This is a genomic window from Enterococcus italicus DSM 15952, assembly GCF_000185365.1.
In the GTDB taxonomy this organism is placed as follows: Bacteria; Bacillota; Bacilli; order Lactobacillales; family Enterococcaceae; genus Enterococcus_G; species Enterococcus_G italicus.
This window is the reverse complement of record NZ_GL622241.1, coordinates 2065460-2068522: the sequence shown is the minus strand read 5'-3', so window position 1 is coordinate 2068522 and position 3063 is coordinate 2065460. Positions and strand designations below refer to the sequence as shown.

Sequence of the window (3063 nt, the reverse complement as noted above, 5' to 3'; positions counted from 1 at the left end):
AAATAGTTCCGTCGAAAGAATTATAAGGAGTGAGTACAAATGACCTATACCCATCTTACACCAACTGAACTCGTAATGATAGAAGCTTATTTCAATCAATCACACTCTGTTTCAAAAGTAGCCCATCTGGTACAACGTTCTCGACAAACCATTTATAATGTCTATCGTTTTCTTAAATCTGGTGGAAGCGCAATGAGCTACTATAAACAATATAAGAAAAACAAACGTAACTGCGGAAGACATCCGATTATGTTATCAGATGAGCAACAGGAATACATTCAAAAAAAGGTGGCTCAAGGGTGGGCTCCGGATGTCCTTATTGGTCGAGCGGAGTTTCCTATTGCTTGTTCGGTACGTACACTGTATCGAATGTTTAAAGATAAAACCTTTGACACTCACGATTTACCAATGAAGGGAAAAAGAAAACCAAACGGTCATAAAGAAAAAAGAGGAAAACAAGCGTTTCGCCGTTCAATCCGAGACAGAAAGACAGACTATACCCAGTTTGATCATGAATTTGGTCACCTGGAAGGTGACACTATCGTGGGTGGAAAACATAAAAGCGCGGTCATCACATTAGTTGAACGGCTATCTAAAGTCATTATTACCTTGAAACCCGAAGGCAGACAGGCTAAAGACATTGAAAATAGGCTGAATCAATGGTTTCGTTGTGTCCCAAAACACTTATTTAAATCAATTACGTTTGATTGTGGGAAAGAATTTTCTAATTGGAAAAATATCAGTAATGTCAATGATATTTCTATTTATTTCGCGGATCTAGGAACACCTTCTCAACGAGGATTAAACGAAAACTCGAATGGATTATTACGTAAAGATGGTTTATATAAAGCTATGGATTTTAATGGTGTATCCGAAATTTTTATTCAATCTGTAGCATCAAAACGAAATCATATCCCTAGAAAATCATTAAACTATCAAACGCCATTGGAAATATTTTTGAGTTACGTAGCAAAAGATGATTTGTCTAGCTTAATTTGACAAACGAAAATATGTAATATTGAACGAACTAAAAAAGATTTACTTATTATAAAATGAATCACCCCACTCTGGGCCTGCCAATTCATCTGTTGATACCAGAACAGAAGTTTTGATCCAACAAGCAATGAATAATTTAATGGCTGGTCGTACTTCTTTCGTTATTGCACATCGACTATCTACTATCAAAGATGCGGATAAGATTCTATACATGCAAGATGGGGATATACAAAGAACAAGGCACACACGAAGAATTATTGGCTCAAAACGGCTATTATGCAGCTCTCTACAATTCACAATTTTTATTTTTTGAAAAGAAGATTATGTCGCTGTTCTCATCAATAAATTAATTGAATCTCTTCAAATCAATGAGCCATATCTTTTTGGCATATAGGAGAGTATGATTTAGGCGCTATGATGGAGCTGGTCATTTTTATCTATACAAGAAAAAACTATAGTTGTTGTTGTTATTATTGATTCAAATGATTATAGTAAATTGAAAGTAGATCAATTCAAAAAAAAACAATGAAATAATAGTAATATCAAAAAATGGAGTCGTTTCCAAAGAAGTATTGACAATTGATTATCCAGTCTGTTATGCTACTTTTGTAAATAATGAAACGTTTCCATTTTTTTATTATTTAATTTGGAAACGTTTCTAAATAAGGTGGGTAAGTGATGGAAAGTGTACAGCGGTTAAAAATTTTAAAAAAAACTCCCAAATTAAGTAAGACAGAAAGAAGGGATAGACGAATCAATAGACTAAAACGAATAAAACGTGACAAATGGTTGTATTTTCTATTAATTCCAGGTGTAACGTTAACGCTTATTTTTCGCTATTTTCCAATGTATGGAGCCATTATTGCATTTAAAAACTATAACCCCATGCTTGGAATCATTTCAAGTCCATGGGTAGGATTTGACCATTTTAAAGAATTTATCCAGTCACCAAATTTTGCAAATCTTTTGGGAAATACGCTAAAAATCAGTTTATATGGATTATTGCTTGGATTTTTTCCGCCGGTTTTATTAGCGCTATCTTTGAACCAAATATTAAATCCGAAAATTAAAAAGAAAATACAATTAATTCTCTATGCACCAAACTTTATATCCGTCGTAATTATTGTAGGAATGCTGTTTTTGTTTTTATCGGCCAATGGTCCTGTAAACGGGCTGGTTGAAAAATTTACTGGTAAATCCATTATGTTTATGTCTAATCCTTCTTATTTTCGGTCCATATATATTTTATCTGGGATTTGGCAAGGGATGGGATGGGCATCAATTCTTTATACAGCAACGTTAGCGGGAGTAAGTTCAGATTTATATGAGGCTGCAAATATCGATGGAGCGAATATTTTGCATAAAATTTGGTACATTGATCTCCCTGCTCTGAAACCTGTAATGGTTATTAACTTTATTCTATCTGCAGGAAATATTATGAATGTTGGGTATGAAAAAGCATATTTAATGCAAACTTCTATGAACATTCCTACTTCTGAAATTATTTCTACTTATGTCTATAAAATTGGGCTTCAATCTGGAAATTATGCATATTCGGCTGCCGTGGGACTTTTTAATATGGTCATTAATGTTGTTTTATTGCTACTAGTGAACAGTATTACGAAGAAAATAAATGATGGTGAAGGCTTATAAAAAAGGGGGGAGAAAAATGAAACAGTCTATGTATTCAACATTTGATAAACAAATTTTATGGGTAAATCGTATTATTGTCATTTTTTTGGTATTGATAACAATCGTTCCACTTGGATATGTGTTAATAGCATCATTTATGGATCCAGCAACTCTGATCAATCATGGAATTAGTTTAAACCCAAAAGATTGGACCATTCAAGGTTATAGTAGAGTTTTTGCGGACAGCTCAATTATAAGGGGATTTCTAAATTCTTTATTTTATTCATTTGCTTTTAGCTTTCTTACTGTCTTTATTACAATGATTACTGCTTATCCACTAGCTAAAAAAGACTTAGTGGGACGTGGAGCAATTATGACTTTCTTTGTTATTACTATGTTTGTTGGGGGAGGACTAATTCCAACCTACTTATTATA

3 protein-coding genes and 1 pseudogene are annotated in these 3063 nt (G+C 33.3%); all 4 read left to right on the top strand.

Going from position 1 to position 3063, the window contains the following annotated elements; all coding sequences use genetic code 11:
- Positions 1-39 precede the first annotated feature (39 nt).
- A complete protein-coding gene (locus HMPREF9088_RS09545; protein ID WP_007209032.1) occupies positions 40-999 on the top strand; it encodes an IS30 family transposase in 960 nt (319 codons plus the stop codon).
- A gap of 76 nt (positions 1000-1075) precedes the next feature.
- Positions 1076-1346: pseudogene (locus HMPREF9088_RS11730) on the top strand (hypothetical protein); the annotation flags it as partial.
- 328 nt (positions 1347-1674) lie between these two features.
- A complete protein-coding gene (locus HMPREF9088_RS09540) occupies positions 1675-2649 on the top strand; it encodes an ABC transporter permease (protein ID WP_007209030.1) in 975 nt (324 codons plus the stop codon).
- 16 nt (positions 2650-2665) lie between these two features.
- Positions 2666-3063: ABC transporter permease family protein (locus HMPREF9088_RS09535; protein WP_040366966.1), on the top strand; the 398-nt coding region annotated here is incomplete at its 3' end.

Coding starts and splice junctions, on each gene's coding strand:
- HMPREF9088_RS09545 (WP_007209032.1), top strand. CDS start 40: ATGACCTATACCCATCTTACACCAACTGAACTCGTAATGATAGAAGCT.
- HMPREF9088_RS09540 (WP_007209030.1), top strand. CDS start 1,675: ATGGAAAGTGTACAGCGGTTAAAAATTTTAAAAAAAACTCCCAAATTA.